This is a genomic window from Candidatus Paceibacterota bacterium (assembly GCA_035546035.1).
Lineage (GTDB): Bacteria > Patescibacteriota > Minisyncoccia > Phycocordibacterales > UBA6065 > UBA6065.
The window spans coordinates 80,109-100,190 of sequence record DASZXC010000008.1 but is presented as its reverse complement, the minus strand read 5'-3'; the positions used below and the strand labels follow the sequence as shown (position 1 = coordinate 100,190).

At 53.4% G+C, this 20,082-nt stretch carries 19 protein-coding genes; 14 read left to right on the top strand and 5 right to left on the bottom strand.

Features of this window, described 5'->3' with window-relative positions; translation table 11 throughout:
* The first annotated feature begins 9 nt into the window (after window positions 1–9).
* A complete protein-coding gene (rsmA, locus tag VHE10_01840) occupies window positions 10–783 on the top strand; it encodes a 16S rRNA (adenine(1518)-N(6)/adenine(1519)-N(6))-dimethyltransferase RsmA (GenBank protein ID HVU06509.1) in 774 nt (257 codons plus the stop codon).
* 21 nt (window positions 784–804) lie between these two features.
* Here the strand turns inward: rsmA and VHE10_01835 are convergent, their stop codons facing one another.
* Window positions 805–1,149, bottom strand: a complete 345-nt coding sequence (locus tag VHE10_01835; GenBank protein ID HVU06508.1) for a hypothetical protein — start codon at window positions 1,147–1,149, stop codon at window positions 805–807.
* 35 nt (window positions 1,150–1,184) lie between these two features.
* On the opposite strand from VHE10_01835, the gene VHE10_01830 reads away from it, so the two are divergent.
* From VHE10_01830 to VHE10_01785, 10 genes are all read left to right on the top strand, one after another.
* Window positions 1,185–2,069: a hypothetical protein gene (locus VHE10_01830; protein HVU06507.1), complete on the top strand. Its 885-nt coding sequence runs from the start codon at window positions 1,185–1,187 to the stop codon at window positions 2,067–2,069.
* 40 nt (window positions 2,070–2,109) lie between these two features.
* On the top strand, window positions 2,110–3,732 hold the full coding sequence (locus VHE10_01825) for a hypothetical protein (protein ID HVU06506.1): 1,623 nt from the start codon (window positions 2,110–2,112) through the stop codon (window positions 3,730–3,732).
* A gap of 2 nt (window positions 3,733–3,734) precedes the next feature.
* Entirely contained in the window at window positions 3,735–6,098 is a 2,364-nt protein-coding gene (locus VHE10_01820) for a hypothetical protein (protein ID HVU06505.1), read from the top strand.
* Window positions 6,099–6,103: 5 nt separating this feature from the next.
* The gene (locus VHE10_01815; protein ID HVU06504.1) at window positions 6,104–6,679 is read left to right on the top strand and encodes a hypothetical protein; all 576 of its coding nucleotides are present in this window, start codon (window positions 6,104–6,106) and stop codon (window positions 6,677–6,679) included.
* 38 nt (window positions 6,680–6,717) lie between these two features.
* Window positions 6,718–7,164 (top strand): PrgI family protein, encoded by a 447-nt coding sequence (locus VHE10_01810; GenBank protein ID HVU06503.1) that lies wholly within the window; start codon window positions 6,718–6,720, stop codon window positions 7,162–7,164.
* Between the two features lie 15 nt (window positions 7,165–7,179).
* On the top strand, window positions 7,180–7,818 hold the full coding sequence (locus tag VHE10_01805) for a hypothetical protein (protein HVU06502.1): 639 nt from the start codon (window positions 7,180–7,182) through the stop codon (window positions 7,816–7,818).
* A 1-nt stretch (window position 7,819) separates the two neighbouring features.
* Window positions 7,820–9,622, top strand: a complete 1,803-nt coding sequence (locus VHE10_01800) for a DUF87 domain-containing protein (protein HVU06501.1) — start codon at window positions 7,820–7,822, stop codon at window positions 9,620–9,622.
* Between the two features lie 68 nt (window positions 9,623–9,690).
* Window positions 9,691–10,680, top strand: a complete 990-nt coding sequence (locus VHE10_01795; protein ID HVU06500.1) for a hypothetical protein — start codon at window positions 9,691–9,693, stop codon at window positions 10,678–10,680.
* Window positions 10,680–11,807, top strand: coding sequence for a hypothetical protein (locus VHE10_01790; GenBank protein ID HVU06499.1), 1,128 nt, complete (start codon window positions 10,680–10,682; stop codon window positions 11,805–11,807). Before VHE10_01795 ends, VHE10_01790 begins: the two co-directional genes overlap by 1 nt.
* A gap of 1 nt (window position 11,808) precedes the next feature.
* Window positions 11,809–13,038 carry a hypothetical protein gene (locus VHE10_01785; protein ID HVU06498.1) on the top strand — a complete coding sequence of 410 codons (1,230 nt, stop codon included), beginning with the start codon at window positions 11,809–11,811 and terminating at the stop codon, window positions 13,036–13,038.
* 52 nt (window positions 13,039–13,090) lie between these two features.
* Here VHE10_01785 and VHE10_01780 read toward each other — a convergent pair whose 3' ends face one another.
* The 3 genes from VHE10_01780 to rpmH are packed head-to-tail and all read right to left on the bottom strand — an operon-like array spanning window position 13,091 to window position 14,345.
* Window positions 13,091–13,819 carry a YidC/Oxa1 family membrane protein insertase gene (locus VHE10_01780; GenBank protein ID HVU06497.1) on the bottom strand — a complete coding sequence of 243 codons (729 nt, stop codon included), beginning with the start codon at window positions 13,817–13,819 and terminating at the stop codon, window positions 13,091–13,093.
* Between the two features lie 46 nt (window positions 13,820–13,865).
* On the bottom strand, window positions 13,866–14,195 hold the full coding sequence (locus VHE10_01775) for a ribonuclease P protein component (GenBank protein HVU06496.1): 330 nt from the start codon (window positions 14,193–14,195) through the stop codon (window positions 13,866–13,868).
* Between the two features lie 12 nt (window positions 14,196–14,207).
* Window positions 14,208–14,345 (bottom strand): 50S ribosomal protein L34, encoded by a 138-nt coding sequence (gene rpmH, locus VHE10_01770; GenBank protein HVU06495.1) that lies wholly within the window; start codon window positions 14,343–14,345, stop codon window positions 14,208–14,210.
* 130 nt (window positions 14,346–14,475) lie between these two features.
* Between rpmH and dnaA the strand changes: the two genes are divergently transcribed.
* The 3 genes from dnaA (at window position 14,476) to VHE10_01755 (ending at window position 17,445) form a co-directional block, all read left to right on the top strand.
* Window positions 14,476–15,819, top strand: a complete 1,344-nt coding sequence (dnaA, locus tag VHE10_01765; GenBank protein ID HVU06494.1) for a chromosomal replication initiator protein DnaA — start codon at window positions 14,476–14,478, stop codon at window positions 15,817–15,819.
* Window positions 15,820–16,096: 277 nt separating this feature from the next.
* Window positions 16,097–17,197: a DNA polymerase III subunit beta gene (gene dnaN, locus VHE10_01760; protein ID HVU06493.1), complete on the top strand. Its 1,101-nt coding sequence runs from the start codon at window positions 16,097–16,099 to the stop codon at window positions 17,195–17,197.
* On the top strand, window positions 17,197–17,445 hold the full coding sequence (locus tag VHE10_01755; protein HVU06492.1) for a hypothetical protein: 249 nt from the start codon (window positions 17,197–17,199) through the stop codon (window positions 17,443–17,445). The genes dnaN and VHE10_01755 overlap by 1 nt, the downstream gene beginning before the upstream one ends.
* An 11-nt stretch (window positions 17,446–17,456) precedes the next feature.
* On the opposite strand, the gene VHE10_01750 is transcribed toward VHE10_01755, so the two are convergent.
* Window positions 17,457–20,036 (bottom strand): transglycosylase domain-containing protein, encoded by a 2,580-nt coding sequence (locus VHE10_01750; GenBank protein HVU06491.1) that lies wholly within the window; start codon window positions 20,034–20,036, stop codon window positions 17,457–17,459.
* Window positions 20,037–20,082: the final 46 nt, after the last annotated feature.

The following is a 20,082-nucleotide window of genomic DNA, read 5'->3' as shown; positions in this document are numbered from 1 at the left end:
TCGCTACACATGCTTTTTGCGAAAAAGTCTCTCGGCCAGAATTTCCTCATATCGCCGCGCATCGTCGGAGCTATCGTCAATGCGGGCAACGTCGTCCCCGGAGAGCGGGTGATCGAGATCGGCCCGGGCAAGGGCGTCCTTACCAAGGCGCTCCTCGAAGCAGGCGCGCACGTGAAGGCGATCGAAAAAGACGACCGCCTCATTCCCGTCCTCGCCGAAACGTTCAAGGAAGACATCGCGAAGGGTGCGCTCGAACTCGTTCATGACGATATTATGGAAATGGATTTGAACGAAGTCACGAACAGCGCGTACAAAGTGATCGCTAACATTCCTTACTACGTCACCGGCGGTATCATCAGGGATTTTCTTTCCGCGCAGAACAAGCCGTCGCTCATGGTCCTCATGGTGCAAAAAGAAGTCGCAGCGAGGATCGTCGCGCGAGACGGGAAAGAGAGCGTCCTTTCATTGTCGGTGAAGGCATACGCGCGCCCGGAGATATCGATGAGCGTCTCGCGGGGAAATTTCTTTCCGATACCGAACGTGGATTCAGCAGTGATAAAGCTTTCCGATATCCGAGATCCTTTCGGCGATCGTGCGGCGGAAGAAAGATTCTTCGACGTCGTCAAAGCGGGCTTCGGGCAGAAACGGAAGAGGCTCGCGAAGAACCTCGATGCCGTTCTATCGAAAGAAGAAGTTGCTCGAAAATTCGCCGAGCTGAGACTTGATGAAAATATACGCGCGGAGGATGTGCCCCTCGACGCATGGATCGAGCTCGCGCGATAGAACCGCGCCTACACATGAGAGCTATATGCTCGATCCGTGGAACAAGATCGGAAAGCCAACGCCGATCGGCACATAGCCGAGAACGCACGGAACTACCGTCGGAGCGGCGACGCCGAGGATCTGCTGGCCCGGATGCGGCGGGATATATTTCGAAAACGGAAGCTCCCCCCAAAGCCACATAAGGGGCATCACCGCGTACGGCGGCGTCGCCGATTTTATATAGAGCAGAAGCCCGGTGTTACAGACATATTGGAAGAGAACCGTGCCCCCGATAGAGAGCCCAGGAGCCGCAAAGGCCGCATCCGGGAAAGAAAAAGGTGCCGCGAACGCCAGGAGAAGCAAAAAAACAACGATCTTCAACTTCATGGCTTCATGATATCACACGATGGTATACTGACGTCGTGATTTTCAAATTTTTGAGGACCAAAATAGGCGTCGCGACGCTCGTCGCAGCGCTTTTGATCGTCGGAGCTGTAGTTATAAAGACAAAAAGCTCTGCGAAAGCCTCGACGATCCAGGAAAAGGTTGGCCTCATCGCCGATGCGAGCGTAAAGCAAGGAATAGCCAACGGCGAGCCTTCGAATCTGGATATAATCCTCGGCACTTCGACCATAGAAGACAAGATCGCGGTCCTTGAAACAAGAGCGGCGACCGAAACCCCTGAAAAATTGACGGCAACGGACAGATTCGCCCGCGCATTCTTCCAAGAATACGTGAATTTGAAGAATTCGGGGGCTCAAATAGATGAAAATACGGGAACAGACCTCGTGAATAGGCTCTTGGAACGAGATTATGGCTCCCCGACGGAGGAAAAAACCTATACAGAATCTGATATTGCGATATCGAGCAGCATTTCTTCCCAATCTTTGAAGCAATACGGCAATAAATTAGGCGCTATCCTCGAAGAACCTTTGCCTAAAGGCTATGAACAGGAACTTTACATCATCGCCCGTTACAACGACACTGAAGATGTATCGGAATTGCCGAAATTGGCTCAAAATATAGCTCATTATACGTCTCTACGAAATAAGATACTGGCTCTTTCGGTGCCGAATCCGCTGAAAGCGGCCCATATCGCCCTCCTTAATTCGATTTCAGCGATCCTCGAAGGCGTCCGCGGAATGACGTACATGGACTCCGACCCTGTCGGAGCGACGAAAATGATTTCCCGCTACAACGACGGCATCGAATCGGTCACGTTGCCGCTCGCATACATCAAATCGTACTTCAAAAAGCAGAGCATATCGTTTTCCTCATCGGAAAGTGGATATATCCTTATGCAGTAATGGTATAATTTATCTCGATACCTATATCTTATCGAGATAAATGCTCTCTCGTTTCAGCACAAAAGCGGTCGTCCTGGTCCTTATGGGCTCGCTTCTCATACCGAGCGCATTTCTTTCGTACCCGGCAAAGACTGAGGCCGCCTCGACCTGCGCATCCGTAGTCGCCGGGGCCGTCGCGGCCGCAGTCGGCCTCTCCGCGACGGCAAAAGTCATCGGCGTCACAGTCTCTGCTCCGGGCGGAGACGCTGCGGGCATCGTCGGCGCGGGAGCGAGTTACGGAAGCTTCTTCCAAGACTGCGTATTGAAGCCGATCGCCGTCAGGCTGGCGAAAGCGATGCTCCAAAACGTCACGGGAAGCATCATCGCGTGGATCAACAGCGGCTTCCACGGCAGCCCGTCGTTCGTACAGGATCTTCATGGCCTTATCCAGGACACTACCGATATGGCGATCGGCGAATTCATAGACCGCGATCTCAGGGCAGGATTCCTGTGTAGCCCGTTCTCGCTCCAAGTGCGCATAGCAGTCGCCCAAACGTATCTGCCGTACCATCAGCGATACTCATGTACGCTGTCCCAGATCGAAGACAACGTCACGGGCTTCGCGAACGGCAATAACAGGGGCGGCTGGGACACCTGGCTCCAGACGACCGTCGCTCCGCAGAACAACGTTTACGGCGCGACCGTCCTCGCGCAGAACGAATTGTCGCGACAGATCGCGCAGAGGCTCGAAGTCCAGAACAGGGAGCTCGACTGGGGCAAAGGATTCCGATCCTGGAGCGTCTGTACGGAGACGTACGACGGCAGCGATCCGAGCAATCTCGATCCGGCTAGTGAAAATTGCGCCGGCGCGGAAACGCGCACGCCGGGCACCGTCGTCGAAAGCCAGCTTGAGGTCACACTCGGCTCCGGGGTCCGCCAGCTTGAGGTCGCCGATGACATAGACGCCATCGTCGGCGCCCTTACGAACCAGATGATGCTGCAGGTGGTAAACGGGGCGAAGGGCCTCCTCGGCGCAGGCAAAAAATCCAACGGTTCCGGAAATAGCGCTACATATGGGGGCGCTTTGGGCGGCGGCTCTATCGACCCCGCGCTTATGAGCGCATATGACAGCGGCGTAAGTCAGCTCACCGACGAGAGCGACATCGACGGCGCGTTCCTGGATTCTAACGGCGCGAATTATCTTCCCTTGCTTTCGGGAACAGGCACGCCTGACGTGACAGATGATTCCGCCCAGCCCCTTTCGATCACCCTCTCGATCGACGACAAGACGAGCGTGACGAGCGTGACGACTCCGTTCCTCTTCGTCCTTCGCATCGCGGTCAACAAGCACGCGACGAACATGAGAGTCACGTCGACCCTCCGTTCGAAAGCGAACAACGCATTCGTTCCGTTCAGCGGCCCGTTCTCCGATTTCCGCATCGCGACAGGCAGGTCAGATGGGACGAGCATCAGCACATATCCGACGAACGGAGAGTGGAGCGAAACCTGGTCGAACGTCTCTGCTGACGAGAACTCTCCGTACATCCTGAAGTTCAGCGGAACGGTCAGGACAGCAAGCAGGTCGTCCTTCGCATCCATGCCGGGCACATATGTGATCGACACGTCCGTCAGCGACGGAGAGGGAGGCGCGAAGAACTTCTCGACTGAATTCACCGTCCAATAGCTATGAAGCGATTCCTTAACAGAAAAATAACGGCTCTCGTCCTTCCGCTCGCGGCGGCGTTCTTCGCGATGCCGCATTTCGCGCACGCGCTTGGCGTCGCCGATGTGATCGGAAGCGTGTTCAACGCAGCAGACTTCGTAGGAGGGATCGTCAGCTATACGTTCGAGATCCTAATCCTTCCGCTCGCGGCAGGCGTCCTCTACCTCTCCGGCGTCATCCTCGACGCGGCGATCCAGTTCGGTCTTCACACCGCATACATCTTCAGCCTTTCGCCGGCGATCAACCTGGGCTGGTCCATCATCCGCGACATAGCGAACCTCTTCTTCATATTCATTCTTATATTCATAAGCCTGAAGACGATCATAAGCGGCGCAGGATACAATACGGGAACCGCGCTTAAAAACGTCGTAATCGCGGCTATACTCATAAACTTCAGCCTTTTCATAACCAAGGCGGCGATCGACGTGAGCAACGTCTTCGGAAACTGGCTCTACACGGGCGTGAACAAGTCGCTCGCGGCTTCGAATGCCACGAATCCAAGCTTGAGCAGCCTCATAACCGACCGAATGGGCCTCGTCGATCTCTGGAAAGCCCAGGCGAAGCCGGTGACGGATCCGTCGCAGAACTTCATCGGCAGGATGCTCCGTCTCGCCATCACGCTCATAGCCATCTATATATTCCTCTATGCGGCGGTGCTTTTCATGGCGCGAAGCATCACGCTTCTATTCCTTCTCGTATTCTCGCCGGTCGGATTCATGGGCAAAGTATTGCCCCAAGTCGCTCCGTACTCGGAAGAATGGTGGAACGAACTCACGAACGCCGCGATGTTCCCGCTCGTATTCCTGATCATGCTCTATATATCGCTTCAGTTCATAAACTCGATCGACGCTCTTGGGACCGCGTTCACGAGCGCATCCGGCGTAAACGGAGCGACCGATGTTCCGGGAACCTCGTTCAAGGTCGCGCAGTATTTCAACTACTTCATCATCATATTCCTCCTTCAGAGCACCTTGAGCATATCGAAAAAATGGAGCGGTCAGATGGGCAAGACTCTCGGCGGCGTCGCTGACGGTCTCGGCAAGCTTGCGGTGAACGCGATCGGCACATACGCGACGGGCGGGCTCACGACGGGCCTGCGCGCGGCAGGTCGCGGCCTCGGCGCCGCGATCTCTACGGAAGGCGGCTTGAAAGACAGGTACGCCGCATATTCGAAGACCGTCAGCACGAATCTTCCCCCGATCCTCACAGGCGACAGCAAGATACTGAAGTACGTGAAGGCTCCTGGACAGGGACTCAAGGATATCGGACAGGCGTCGGTGGATAAGATGAAGTCGGGAACATGGGACGTCCGAAACCTTCCTACGGGCAGCGGCAGCGTCGGGGAATTGCTTTCTAGCACGGTTTCGAGCAACACGGGCTCGAAGATCGACATAAAGGGCGCCGACGCGAAGGCGGTCAAGACGCAGATCGGGGAATGGAACGAGGAGAAGAAGATCGAGCTTACGAATCAGGAGATCCTCAAGCAGCTCGCCGCGGTCGAAGAGCAGAGGCTCGAGATCGAACGCCTCGAACGAGCGGGAGCTGGTCCAGGCGACGCAACGTATAATGCCGCACAAGCCGCATTCAAGAATGCGAAGCTCACCGTCTCTGACCGCACGCAGAAGCTCGGCAATCGCGAGCTCGAAAAGATCAGTAAAAAAGCCCTCGGAAGCGAGGAATTCATGCGGACCATCACGGAAAGCCAAGCCGAATACCTTGCCGATAAGGCTGAAACTGACGAGGGTAAGGCAAAGATATGGAAAGCCCGACTCTCTGACGTCGAAAAAGCGGTCAATGCTCCGAACCCTTCGCCTGACGTGGTGCGAGCCGCTCTCAGGAATCATTCGGATAAAGAGCTTAGCAATCTTCCTCCGGAAACCCTCAGGAAGCCTGCCGTGGTCAAGCCCGAATCGATGGATTATGACAAGTTCAGCAAACTTGTCGGCAGCAACAGGCTGACGAACGAAACAAGGATCCGCATGAGGGATGCCCGCTATGAAGATCTTTACGCTATTGCCCAGACCAGACCGGCCGATGAGATCGAAAGAGCGATAGCAAAGATGCAGGCAGGCGAAATATCGAAGCTTGGAGACAAATTCTTCAGGAATGACCAGGGAGGAAGGCCTGCGGTCAACCAAGAGGTGATGGCCGTGCTCGCGCGAAGGGGCAATACCGACATCCTCGACAAGATGGTCCAGAACGACGTCGACGACACGACTCGCAAGGTTATGCGCGAATATATAGAGAACATGGCGAACAACGGCGTCGCCGGATTCGACAAGCTTAACGACTGGCTTAACAACGCGGGTAAAGGATCGATATTCTAAAGCATATGGAATTCACGCCTGAACAGAAAAAAGAAGCGTTCAAAAAACTCCCTCCGATTCTCCGCAATTTCATGCTCTCGGACGATTTCACGCGCGACTTGAGCGCGACAGGAAAGGACAACTCTCTCCTTCTCGACAAGCTCGGCCTCCTCGAAGACGAGGTATTCATGGTTCTTTATGGCCTCAAGCAATCAGCTGATTTCGTTCCGAGCATAGAAAAACGCCTTGCTATAGCCCATGAAGCCGCTATCAGAATAGGCGAGCAGGTTAACCGCACTATTTTCCTCAAGATCCGCGAAAAGATGCAGGAGGCCGATTCAGCGGAATCTCAAATGCCGAAAGAAGAGGCTCCTTCGAACGACCGCGACCAGATCCTCTCCGAAATCGAGAACCCCGCGCCGGCCGTGCATCCTATATCGGCAGCAGATCAGACGATCCCAGGCCCAGCAAAGCCGCGCGAAATCGTCCCGGAGCCATCGAAAGACGCGGTTTCTAAAGATTTCATCGCCGAAAAGATGAAGGCTCCCGTAAATATGCCTACGAAATACGCGTCTGACCCGTACCGCGAGCCTCTCGCGTAATCAGCCTGTTAAATGCGCTATAATAAGCGCGTAACCATATGCGCTTTCAAGTCCCTCAATTCATAGAGGTCGAAGACAAGATATTCGGCCCCCTGACGCTCAAACAATTCCTCTATCTCCTCGGAGGGGCCGGTCTTTCATTCCTTATATATACGTTTATCAAGAATATCGTCATAGACGCCATCTTGATCGTGCCGATCCTCGGTTTCGTCCTTGCTCTGGCGTTCTACAAGATCAATAACAAACCGTTCATCAACGTCGTCGAGGCAGCATTCACGTATTACGTCGGCAACAAGCTCTATATCTGGAAAAAAATAGACAAGCCTATCGTCGCCAAGAAGGCCGTGGCGCCCGCAACGTCGGGAAATCTCGATTTCTATGTGCCGAAGCTTTCGGATTCCAAGCTGAAAGACCTGACCTGGTCGCTCGACATCAAGCAGAGCCAGAATCCGGCCCAAAGCCAGGGAGGGAAGAGCAATATCTAGTGATATACTGAATAAATGGCAGCCACCAACGCCAAGACAACGCAAGATTTCGTACCTATCAAGGAGATCCGTCAGGGCATCGTCATACTGAAAGACGAATCTCTTCGCGCTATCGTCATGGCATCGTCGCTCAACTTCGCCCTCAAATCGGCTGACGAACAGCAGTCTATCATCATGCAGTTCCAGAATTTCCTGAACTCGCTCGATTTTTCGGTCCAGATATTCATCCAGTCGAGGAAGCTCGATATCAGGCCCTATATAGCGCTTCTCGAGAACCGACTCCGCGAACAGGTCGGAGATCTCCTCAAGATCCAGACGCGCGAATACATACAATTCATCAAGAATTTCACGGAGAATTCGAACATCATGACCAAGACGTTCTTCGTCGTCGTGCCGTATTCGCCCGCAGCTATCAGCACGGGAACGGTTTCCGGCATCATCGGCAAAAAGAAGACGTCGGAAGAGACCGCGGAGCAGAAGCTCGCCCAATTCGAAGAGCATCGTAGCCAGCTCGAGCAAAGAGTAGGGGTGGTGACGCAAGGCCTCGTCCGCTGCGGCATCCGCACGATAGAGCTCGGCACGGAAGAGATCGTCGAACTCTTCTACAAGATCTTCAACCCGGGCGATACCGAGAAGCCTATACCTTTGAACTAATATGGGAATATTCGATTTTCTTAAAAAAAAGGAGAGTCAGGCGTCCATAGCGCCGATTTTGCCTTCGGAGATATACGAGGCGGGTGTTTTGGAATTAAAAGACGTCATCGCGCCTTCGGCTTTAAAGGTCTCGCCGCGCGAACTCTCTTTGGGCGACAAGATCGTGCGCTCGTTCTTCGTTATATCGTATCCGCGCTTCCTCTCGGAATCGTGGTTCGCTCCGATCATTAACCTCGACAAGGTCTTTAACATCTCTATCTTCGTCCATCCGGTCGAGACCGAGAAAGTGCTCCGCACGTTCCAGAAAAAAGTGGCCGAGGTGCAGAGCCAGATCAGCATCCGCGAGCAGAAAGGCCTCGTCCGCGATCCGATGCTCGACACCGCGTACCAGGATCTCGAACAGCTTCGCGACCAGCTCCAGCAGGCGCAGGAAAAGCTCTTCGACGTGGGCGTCTACATCTCCATATACGGCGAATCGGAGCAGGAGCTCGACAAAACCGAATCCGAAATCAAATCGATCCTCGAATCAAAGCTCGTCTATGTAAAGCCGGCGCTTTTCCAGCAAGAGCAGGGATATAAATCCAACCTCCCTACGGCGTCCGACGAACTTCTCGTCCATTCCAAGCTTAATTCAAGCCCTCTTTCGAGTCTTTTCCCGTTCATATCGTTCGACCTGACGTCGGACAAAGGCATCCTCTACGGCATCAATAGGCACAATTCGTCGCTCGTGCTTTTCGATCGATTCTCCCTGGAAAATTACAACTCGATCACGTTCGCGAAATCGGGCGCCGGCAAATCATATGCGACGAAGCTCGAGATCCTTCGAACGCTCATGTTCGACACCGACGTCATCGTCATAGACCCTGAAAGAGAATATGAATTCCTCGCCGAATCTACAGGCGGCAAATATTTCAACATCTCGCTCAATTCCGAGCACCACATCAACCCGTTCGACCTTCCGGCGCCGCGCGAAGACGAATCGCCCGCGGACGTGCTTCGCTCCAATATCATCAACCTCGTCGGCCTCTTCAGGATCATGATGGGCGGGCTCACCCCGGAAGAAGACGCGATCATAGACAAGGCGATCACCGAAACGTATGCGCTCAAAGACATTACGCCTGATTCGGATTTCTCCCACACCGAGCCGCCTCTTCTTTCCGACTTCGAACTCGTGCTCGCCGGCATGGAAGGAGGCGAGTCTCTCGTTCAGCGACTGACCAAATATACGAAGGGAACGTGGTCAGGCTTCATCAATAAGCCGACGAACGTAGACATCGGCGCTAAATTCATCGTATTCTCGCTTCGCGACATGGAAGAAGAGCTCAAGCCCGTCGCTATGTATATCGTCACGCACTATATATGGAACGCGGTCAGGAAGAACCTCAAGAAGCGCCTCCTCGTCATAGACGAGGCGTGGTGGATGATGAAATCCGAAGATACCGCGTCGTTCTTGCTTGGCCTCGCCAAGCGCGGACGCAAATACTACCTGGGCCTTGCGACTATAACCCAGGACGTGGACGACTTCCTTAAATCCCCGTATGGCCTTCCGATCATCACCAACTCGTCCATTCAGGTGCTTTTGAAGCAGTCTCCGTCGTCCATAGACAGGCTCCAGCAGGTATTCAACCTCACCGACGAGGAAAAATACCTCCTCCTCGAATCCGACGTGGGCGAGGGCATATTCTTCGTCGGTCTGAAGCACGTGGCCATAAAGACCATCGCTTCGTACACCGAAGACCAGATAATCACGTCGGACCCATCGCAGATATTGGCGATGAAGGAGACGAAAAAGACCATAGAGTAGAAAAAAGAGAGAGCAAAAATACATCCGCGCTCTCTTTTTCATTGCTTTCGCTGTGATACAATATTTCCATGCCTGGCTTGTTAAAAAGCACTCTTTTAGCTCTCTTTCTCGCCCTCTTTTCCGTCTCGACGGCCGCTGCCCAGAGCATTCCCGGCATCGCGGAACCGGTGACCTTTCAGATCTCGCCTGAATTCCCGCGTCCGAATACGTCGGTGACGGTTTCGGCGCAGAGCTTCAGCACAGACCTCGACCGCGCTACCTTCACCTGGTACGTCGAAGGTAAGGTATTCAAAAAGGGCGTGGGCATAACGAGCATCAGCGTCCCGGTGGCAACTGCCGCGATAAGCGTCTCTGTGAACGTGGCGACGATAGATATCGGCACCGTATCGAATAAAGCGACCATACGACCGGGAAGCGTTGACCTTCTCTGGCAATCTGACGGATACGCGCCTCCGTTCTATAAAGGGAAGGCGCTTGAAACCTATGGATCGTCTTTCAAGGTGACGGCTATATCGAATCTCGTCGGATCGAACGGCAAAAGGGCAGACCCGAAGACCCTTGTATACAGCTGGAAAAAGAACGGGATGGCAGACGGCGCACAGTCGGGATATGGAAAGGACTCATATACAGGAACGCAGTCGAGCTACGTGCGCGGAGGCGACGATATCAGCGTTGAAGTCTCGACCGTATCGCACGACGCAGGAGCTACGAGGACGATAACGATAACCCCGGCTGCTCCGGAAGTGCTTTTCTACGAGAACAGCCCGCTTTACGGCATCGTCTACGAGCGCGCGCTCGCCGGATCGATGACCCTCGCCGGGGAAGAGATAACACTTCGCGCCGAACCCTTCAACATTTCGGCTTCTAAAATGCTTTTGAACGATCTCTCGATCGACTGGACACTTAACGATACGACGGTATCTGATTTCAAAGATAGGAACGAGATAACGCTCCGAACGACGGGGGCTGCCGGCGGGCAGTCGAATATCGGCATACTGATCCAACATAAGACGAAGCTCCTCCAGGGCGGCCAGGCGAGTCTCGTCATATTCCAATAATGAAAACTGCTTTTAAAAAATCCTTACAATTAGCGGTCGCGGCAACGGGCCTTGTTTTCATCGCTCTCGTCATTTTCGCTCCGGCAAAGATAGCGTTGGCGCAGGAAACATACAAGCCGCTCACGACAATCCCGAACGCATTCACCGAGAACCAGCCGACGGATCCAGTCAGCCTCGTAAAAAATATCTACGGCATATCGATCGGAATCGCGGCGATCCTTGCGGTCTGCGTCATCATATACGCCGGCGTGCTCTATACTACAAGCGAAGCGATAGGACAGAAGACCGACGCCAAGGCGCGCTGGCAGCATGCCCTTATCGGCCTTCTGATACTTTTGAGCGCCTACATCATATTGAGAACGATAAACGTTAGCCTCGTAAATATCAATCTGAACACACTCACAACGACGTGCGGATCTAATGGCGTGCCGTGCGGAAGCTCTGTGCCCCAAACCGTTCTACAGGAGCTCCTTAATAACTCCAATGCCGCGGTCACAGCATACCAAAAAGCGGAAGCGGATAAGACCGAGGCTCAGCGAGCGGTCACTGCCGCCCAGGCTATCTTGATTTCGGCTCAAGCGAGCGGAGATACTGAATCTATCGCAAAGGCGCAAGCCGCGTTAGAAGAGGCTCAGAATATCGCGACCGCCAAGACGATCGATGCGGGCCTCAAAAGGATCGATTCAGCCGCCCAGCAGAGCACTCTCCAGATAACGCAAGCGGTGAACGGGGGCGACGCGGACAAAGCGCTCGAGATAGCGGCTGACGCGCTTAAAATAGAAACTGAGGCTGCTTCGAAGATAACCGATCCGGCGGCACAGGCTCAAGCCCAAGCCAATATCCGAATCAATACGGAAAGTCAGCGAGTGATCATAGCTGCAGGAAGCATAATCAACGGCATGAATACGGGCGCTTATCCCACAGCCCTCGCTTCAGGCCAAGAGAAATTCCAGACGGCGAGAGCGTCATTCTTATCAGAAACATCGCATGTATACGCGCAGCTCAAGCAGAGCGATCCAACGGGAGCCGATCGGTATCGCGTAACGGTCATAGCCCAGTTAAAGAAGATAGACGAATACCGGACTGCCATGCAGGGAACATACGGACAGATAAAAGCCGCACAATAATATGTCGAGAAAAGCATTCATTGTGATAATAGCAGTCATCCTCGCCTTCTTCGGAGCGATCGGCTGGTATTTCATTTCAGGAGACAAGAGCGGGACGAATTCCGGGAACACCGACGTTGATTCGTCGAATCCGTTTCCTTTCGGTCAGGGTCCTGCATCGAACGGAAATGCGAATACCGGTAGCGGGGACCAGACGGGAGACGCGAGCAGCGGGGGAACGATCGATTTGAGCGGCAATCAGACCGGCCCCGCCCGATTGAGGCGCATCTCCACCGTCCCGACCGCAGGCGCGGTGGCGTTCGATGTCGGCAGCTCGACGATCATCCGCTATGTCGAGCGCGCGACGGGCCATGTCATCGAAACAGGAAGTGATTCGAGCTCTTCGGACCAGATATCGAACATAACCATACCGAAGATCCGGGAGGCATTGTGGGCGACGAATGGCCAGAACGTCGTCCTTCGCTACCTCAAAGATAACGAGGGGACAATCCGAACGTTCCTCGGCAGGATATCGACCACTACGAAAACCATCGAGGGTACATTCCTCGCGGACGATATCGAAAATATAGCCGTCTTAGGTTCAAGGATCTTCTATTTGGATGAAAGCATGAGCGGCGCCCAGGGATACAGGGCTAACATAGACGGTACAGGGAAGACCGGCGTCTTCAATTCTTCATTCGGGGACTGGAAAGCGACCTGGGCATCGAACAGCGTTCTTTTGTTCGCGCGACCGAGCGCCGGCATGCAGGGATCGGCATATATCCTCGATATGTCCACGGGAGCGATGGTCCCTACGATAGACCGCATACCAGGCCTTCAGGGACTCTTGAGCTCCGACGAGGCTTTTATGCTCTATACGGGCGCGAACGGAAATAGCATGGGAACAGCAGTATATGACGTTAAAAAGGCGGTGAAGCGCGACCTCGACATCGGAACCATCATAGACAAGTGTGTCTGGAGCAAGAAAGAGAAGACGGTAGTCTATTGCGCCATTCCAAAGTCTCCGGCGGCAGCAAGCTATCCTGACGACTGGTATAAGGGCAAGGTCGCGTTCGCCGACAGCCTCTGGAAGATAGACGCCGTCACGGGGGAGACGACCGACATCCTCGACCCGGAACTCGAAGCGGGTATTTCCATGGACATCGTCAACCCGTCTCTCGATCAGGGAGAGAATGTCATCGTATTCACTGACAAAAACGATCTGACCGTCTGGAGGTTAAATCTAAAGTAGACTCTCATAATATAAAAGGACGTCCCGCCAAGCCCTGGGACGTCCTTTTATATTATGAGAGTTTTTCTTTAGAAATCTGCCGCCTCACGTAGAGCTCTTGCCCGATCATGAAGAGGTTGCTCGTCGTCCAATATATGGCGAGAGCCGACGCGATCGAAGATGAAATAAGAAAGATCATGATAGGCATGATGAATTTCATCATCATATGCATCATGCTCTCCTGGGTCAGCCTTCCTTCTCCGTCCCGGCGAGCTTTCGGCGTGGAAATATGAATCTGGAAATACTGCGATCCCGCCGCGAGGAGGGCGAGGAAGAAGCTTTTCTGGGTGAGGTCGAAGAGTCCGAGAAAATGGGTGCCGATAGCCGGCGGAATGCTTACGAACGAATAGAGGATATCAGTGTGTATGGTCGAAAGACCCGACGTGTAGAAGATATGATAGAGGGCGATGAGGATAGGGAGCTGTATGATGAGAAGGAAGAACATGGAGAACGGATTGATCTTCTTCTCTTTATAGAAAGCCATAGTCTGGACGGCGAGAGCCTGTCTGTCATTCTTGTATTTCTCCTTTATAGCGGCCAATTCAGGCTCTGCCTGCCTCATGACGACCTGGGTGCGGGCCGCTTTGCGCGAAAGAGGGAAGAGAATGAGACGGACGATGACGGTAAAGAGGATCACGACCATTCCGACATCAAGCCACGGAATGAATCGGACTGCGTCTATGAGGAGTATGAAGCCATTATAGAGCGGATTGTAGACCAACGTGGTGTAAAGCGCGTGCATATTATTTGTTAGGTATGTATAAGGTATCAATTCCCGGCCGAAAATCCTAATCCAGAAGCCCCGCCTTCTTGAAAAGAGACCCGATCTCCGCAGCAAGATCGCCGAACGGCGCCGCGAGAGCTTCTTTCTTCGGGATGATCATGACGAATGCCGTGGCTTTCACCGACCCGAGCGATTTCTCGATGGCCGCATATACGCGTCTCCGCGCGCGGCCGCGAGAGACGGCGGTGGGAAACGCCTTTTTGGAAGCGCTCACCGAAAAGCCCGCCTTCTTAGAGGGAATGTGCCTCAAAGAAATAAGCGTCCCGAAGACGCTTTTTCCGAGAGAGAGGCTTTCTATGTCCTTCGCCGTGAGGCGATCTCTCTTTTTGAGCATTGCGCGCGAGATTTATGCCTTCACGATCCTCTTGCGGCCCTTGTGGCGCCTTCGCGCGAGCACTTTCTTGCCGGTAGGAGAGTTCTTGCGGGCGAGGAAGCCGTGCGCGCGAGCTCGTTTTCGATTCCTGGTCTTGTATACGATTGCCATAAGGCGTGGTAGTAAGCAACTGACTCTGTTAACAACTTGTTCACATATTATTAACACATTTACTTCGCGACCACAAGTACTACAATTCTCTGAAGCGATTTATACTTGCTTCACTTCATCAGCGCGACCAATGGATAATAAAAAAATCTGGGAGAACGTACTGGGAACAATAGAGCTTTCCGTGTCGAAGGCGACCTTCAGCACCTGGTTCCGCGACACCTACATCCATAAGATAGACGAGGGCATCGTCTACCTCGCCGTTCCGAGCGCTTTCGCCAAAGACTGGCTCTCCGACAAGCTCCATAAGGTCATTCTGAAATGCCTTCGCGACCACGGCGGCGACATCCGATCGCTCGAATACGTCATAGCCAAAGTCCCGGAGCGCAAAGAATCGATGGAATCGGGCATGGAGCGCGTTCTTCCGGTATTCGAACTGCCCCTCCAGGACCATTACGTCAACAAAGAGGACAATCTCAACCCGAAATATACATTCGAGACGTTCGTCGTCGGTCCTTTCAACGAATTGGCGCATGCGGCGGCCCAGGCAGTCATTAAAAGTCCGGGAATCGCCTATAATCCGCTCTTTATCTATGGCGATACCGGTCGCGGCAAGACGCATTTGATGCAGGCGGTAGGAAATTCGATCAAATCGGCCGCTCCTTCGAAGAAGATCTATTACATAACCGCCGAAAAGTTCTCCGTAGACCTCATGAGTTCGATCCAGCTCGGCAAACAGCCTCAATTCAAGGAGAAATACAGGAAATACGACGTCATTATCATGGACGACGTGCAGTTTTTCGCAGGAAAAGAGAAGTATCAGGAAGAGTTCTTCCATCTTTTCAACGCATTCAAGGAAAACAACAAGCAGCTCATCTGTTCTTCCGACCGCCATCCGAACCATATCGAGCTCGAGGACCGCGTAAAATCGCGCTTTAACGCCGGAATGGTTGTAGACGTCGCGTCGCCTGACTACGAATCGCGCCTGGTCATCCTTAAGAACAAGCTCGCGAAGCAGAGCGTCATCCTCGCGCCTGAATTGATCGATTTCATCGCGAGCTCGATCGAAAGCAACATCCGCGAGCTCGAAGGCATCGCCAATTCTTTAGCCATGCAGAGCCAGGTAAAGGGCAGGGAGCTCAATATCCTCGAGGTAAAGAACATCCTCAAGAACAATGCGAAACCGAAGAAATCCGTCTCTGTTAAGGATGTGGTGAAGATCGTCTCTGATTTCTATAACATCGAGGAGAACAACATATACGAAAAGACCCGCAAAAAAGAAGTTGTAAAGCCGCGCCAGGTCATCATGTATCTCCTCCGCGAGGACATGAACATATCGTATCCGTCTATCGGCGAGAAATTAGGCGGCCGCGACCACACCACGGTCATCCACTCGTGCGAAAAGATAAAGGAAGACATCAAATCCAATCAGGTTCTTTTGCAGGAGCTCAATCACATACGATCTCTCATCATGTAGAGAGGCTGTGGATAGGCCAGGGAAACCTTTGGGGTAGAGCTGGGGATATGCGCGGGAGACATATGTGGAGAGTTTCGGATAAGTCGGGCGATCTTTCAAAAAGCGCGGAAGTTGTTAAAAGCTTTCCGTGGATATGAACAGGATAGTGGAAAAATTTTCCGAAAAGAGCTAATGTCTGGGCTATATTCCGAGATATCCCCATATCCCCAATACCAACAGCAGCAACATTTTTCTTAAAGGAAATATAAGAGATATACTGGGAACAACCAATACCGATATGAAAATAGAGTGCATCAAAGACAAGCTGATGGAAGCGATCGCAAAGGCAGACCGGCTGACAGGGAAGAATCTCTCATTGCCCATACTTTCTTGTATAGACATTAAGACGGCGAAGAATAACATCGTTATACGCGCTACGAATCTCGACTGCGGCATAGAGATCAAAATCCCTGCCAAAGTCGAAGACGAGGGCGAAATAGCGCTTCAGGGAGGTGTTTTGAGCTCTCTACTTGCCGGTCTTCCGAAGGAAAAGAACATCGTTCTCCAATCAAAGGACGGAAATGCGCTCGTTTCGACCTCTGCTAACACGACGCTCATAAAAACCTTCTCTCCGGACGATTTCCCTACCATTCCGCGCCTCGACACCCAACGAACCATTGAAATAAGTCCGAAAGTTCTCGTCAAAGGCTTCAAATCGGTCGTATACAGCGCTTCGACTTCGACGGTAAAGCCTGAACTCGCGAGCGTCTACGTATATAAAGACGGATCCGAGCTCGTTTTCGTGTCCACTGACTCGTTCCGCCTCGCTGAAAAGCGCGTAAAGGTCAAAGAAACTCTCGATTTCCCTCCGGTCATTATCCCGGGCAAGAACGTGAACGACGTCGTCCGCACGCTTGAGACCGTTACCGACGATATAAAAGTGCTTTTCGACAAGAACCAGATCGCATTCGAGGGCAAGGATATATATCTGATGTCTCGCGTCGTGGACGCCACGTTCCCTGACTATAAGCAGATCATTCCGAAGGTCTTCGTCACCGAAGTCGTCGTTCTGAAGCAGGATCTCATGGATTCGCTCAAGACTTCCCATGTCTTTTCCGATAAATTCAACCAGGTCAACATCAAGGCGCTTCCTTCGAAGAAGACGTTCACTATTTCGACCAAGAACAGCGACGTGGGCGAGTACGTGAACGCCATCGATTCTTCGGTCACCGGCCAGGACTTAGACATCAATTTCAACCACAAATACCTTTCCGACTGCTTCCAGTCTATTGATTCCGACAGCGTCGCTATTTCGATCAGCGGCGCTAACAAGCCCTTGGTCATGAAGGGCGTATCCGATAAGAGCTTCACGTATCTCGTGATGCCGATGAACCGATAGTGTTCAATATCGCTGATTATTTCAAGAAATTCTCCCGCATCGAGAGCGATTCTCTGTCGCAGAGGGACGCTGTCCGTGCGGCGATATACGGCGCGTGCGGCGCCGATATCCCGTTCGACGTGAAGAAGGGCGTGATCATAGTCAAAGGCTCTCCTGCGGCCAAATCCGTGGCATTTACAAAGAAAGAAGCGATCATTCGATCGCTTCGCGAGAAACACCCGAACCTTCGCCTGACCGATGTCCGATAGATACCTCGAAATTATTGGTCGAGGGCCACTTTGAACTGCATCGAAGCGTCGTTCCGGTCATATACAGAGTCCTGCGCGACGACGCGTATGGTGTTCATCTCTTGGATATTAGGTACGTCCTTTGGCGAGAACCTGAATATGAACGGCCCTTGGTCTATGGTCTGGACGAACGAGTCGTTTATATAGAGCGTCGCCTTGGAAATAGGGTACAGGCCTGACGGGTCGACGTAGAGGGACACCGAATCGTTCACGTCGTATGTCTTCCCCGGATCGACGTTAGAGAGCCGCACAGAGAACGTATTCGCTTGCGTATGAACGTCATCGCTCTGGGTCGGTATGACCGATGAATTCTGGTCGGAATAGCCGTTCTGTTGCGCCCAGATGCGTACAGGCGTCTCCCAACGGATGAATTGAGGGTCCTTGCTCGGATCTATCGGCGCAGGGCCCAGGGGATTATTCTTGTCTACCCAATAGAGGATGTCGTGGATGGACTGGACGGCGACTTCTTTGCGCGTTTCAGGCGGGGTAAGGGCCGTCGCGAGCTTTCCGGTCACGGTGTCTATCGTATACGTCTGTCCGCCTTGCCAGATGCCCTTCATGACGGGTTTAAGGGTCGCGGGATCGGCCGGCGTCGGCGGGATGAATCGCTCGTCGGCGAGCGTCGGCAGGGCGCTCTTCATGAACGAGCTCCACATCGGCGCGACGATCTGCCCGGCGACTTTTTTGACCATCGGGCTGTTGTCGTTGTTGCCCGCCCAGACGCCGATGACGAGGTTCGGCGTATATCCGACCGTCCACGCGTCGCGCGAGTCGTTCGTCGTACCGGTCTTCACCGCTACGTCGCGGGTAGGGAAATAGAGGACGGAGTTAGGGCCGTATGCAGGCGTTCGCGCGACGTTGTCCGAAAGGATGCTCGATATCGTCTCGGCGATGTTCGCGGGCAATACGCGGGCCTGGCGCTGGGAAGGGAGGCGGACTTCGCGACCTTCGGCGTCCTGGACGCTCAAAACGCTTCGGTACGGCACGCGCACGCCGTCATTGGCGAATACGCCGTATGCATTCGTCATCTCGAGGAGCGATATCTCGCCGCCGCCGAGCACGAGCGTCAGTCCATACTGGTCAGGATTGGTGAGGCTCGTAATGCCCATGTCTTTCGCGAGAGCGAGAGAGTCTTTGATCCCTGCGAGATAGAGCGTCTTTACCGAAGGTACGTTGATGGACTGGGCCAATGCCTCGCGAAGCGTTATGGGGCCGCGGAACTTGCCGTCATAGTTTCCAGGGCTGTAGCACGACTTCGGATCTACGTCGCCCGATATCGGCGTCGAGGACGCGTACATATCGGTGAGCGAAGGCATGCACTGCGTGCTGAATTCGGTCGGAAGGTCAAAGAGCACGGTTTCAGGCGTATAGCCCTTGATGAAAGCCTCCGAATATATGATCGGTTTCATGGTAGAGCCCGGCTGGCGGTTCGGAGAGATGGCGGCATTGAACTGCCCATCGATTTCTTTGTCGAAATAGTCGCGCGAGCCGACCATCGAGACGATGTCGCCGGTATGAGGGTCCATGGCGACGAGCGCCGCATTCGTCGCGTCGAAGTTCTTCGTGTTCGAAAGCGCCGTCGTTTTGACGAGATCCTCTGCCTTTGCCTGAAGCTCGGCGTCGAGCGTCGTGATGACTTTGTATCCGCCGTTCTCGAGGCTTCCCGCGCCCAGGATGCTCTCGAGGTACTGCTTTACGAAGAATACGAAATGAGGGGCCTTGATGCCGTACTGGTCTTGCGGCTGGAACTGGACCTTCTCCGCGCGGGCCGCGTCATATGATTTCTGGTCTATGAAATGGAGCTCGAGCATCTTTTTCAGCACGAGGTTCTTGCGGTCTTCAAGAGCTGCCGTGTTCTTGCCGTACGGCGAATAATACGTCGTCGCCTGCGGAATGGCCGCGAGATATGCCGCTTCGGCGAGCGTCACGTCCTTGGCATCTTTCGCGAAAAACTGGCGCGACGCCTCTTCGACGCCATAGATACTGCCGCCATACGGGTTTTCGTTCAGATATATAGAAAGAATGGCGTCTTTCGATAGTGTCTTGTCGAGCTTGATGGCGAGCACCCATTCCTTGAGCTTGCGCGAAATGCTCTTATTGACCGTAAGGAGCGTGTTCTTCACTACCTGCTGGGTAATCGTCGATCCGCCCTGGCTATAGCTGCCCGAAACGATGTTCGCGAGCACGGCGCGGATGATCGACGTGATCTTGATGCCGCCGTGATGATAGAAATCTTCATCCTCGATCGCGACCGTCGCGTTCTTGATGAACGGAGATATGTCGGACGAAGGGAGCACCGTTCTTTTCACGCCCTGGTTGAGGTCATAGAGCAGCACCCTGCCCGTGCGGTCGTATATTTTGGTGGACTCGGTGACCTTGCGGCTTTCGAACGAAGAAAGGTCGGGGAGCTGGAACGACGATATCCAGAGAACGATGCCGGATACAGAGAGGCAGGCGGCGGAAGCGACGAGTATCAGGATATCTCGTTTGGTATGGGCTTTGATGTGACGGCGGAAGCGGTGGAAATAACGGGTGACGGCGTTCTTTCTCATTGGTAGTAGTACGATAACATCAAAAAAATGGCTCTACAAGACAAAT